The organism is Endozoicomonas sp. SESOKO4 (genome assembly GCF_024606275.1).
In genome coordinates, this window is sequence record NZ_JAHHPS010000585.1 from 1 (window position 1) to 1,020 (window position 1,020).

A 1,020-nucleotide genomic window follows, 5' to 3' on the forward strand; every position below is an offset into this window, starting at 1 on the left:
GATTATGGGTGAATCTGAAAACGCCCTCATCACCGGCCTTCAGGACTTTGGTGTATTTCTGAGCAACGTTATTCTCGTCTGTCTCAAACAGATCAACACTGGAAACCTTGGCAGGAGTATTATAAAAAGCTAAATTTGCGTATGAAACTCTTCGACGCAACATGGAAGAACTGGAAAGCCAGAAGCAGAAACTTGATCAGGAAGTCAAACAAATTCCAAAGCTGGAACAACAACTCCATGATGCCAGACTGGAGGCCAGAAAGACTTACAACTCTGAACTGGCAGCAATGCTTGGCATTGATGACTGGGATGATACCCAGCCACCAGAAGGGCAAGCCAGACGTCTCTTGGAGAAAATTAATGACATGCGTTCAAAGGTTATCGCAACCTATACCGCACCAGAAACATCTGATGAAGAAGCTTTACAAGCAAAACCGGCGGCGTTTGAAGGCATATCAGGTACTACTCCGATCAATGAAGAGGATCTGAGTTACAGCGCTAATGGGCCCGTTCCAAATATAGATAAGACATTAGACGCAACAGGACGGTCCAGTAAAGAAGCTGCAAAGGCAAAACCGGCGGCCATTGAAGGCCGGTCAGGTATTACTCCAGTCAATGAAAACGATCTGATTTACAATGTTCTTGGGCCCATGCTAATTCAGGATGAGACATTATTGGAAGGAGCGAATCCAGAGCAAATTCTTGCTCCCATTGAAAGAGGCTGTGGTCTGGTCCCGGTTGACAAAGCTGACCTGAAGGCTCGTGTCCGGGCCATTAAGGAACACATTGAGCACGTCAACCACCCCAGCTACCTCAGGCAGCAGGATGAACAGGCCAATCAACAAACGGTTCAGCAACAAAGCACCACCCGCACAGAGGCTGAAAAAGCAGCAGCCACCAAAGCTCGCCTTGCACTCATCGCCTCACATTTAAACATGCCGGATTTTGATGACAATACAGATATTGACACACAGCATAAACTTCTGGTCGAGAAGATCAAATCACTAAATGCCTTAACAC

The 1,020-nt window shown here is 46.7% G+C and carries 1 protein-coding gene; it reads left to right on the forward strand.

Annotated elements, in window-relative coordinates; translation table 11 throughout:
• Positions 1–161: 161 nt before the first annotated feature.
• Positions 162–1,020 (forward strand): hypothetical protein (locus tag KDK16_RS11450; protein WP_257276208.1); only part of this gene is annotated, 859 nt, incomplete at its 3' end.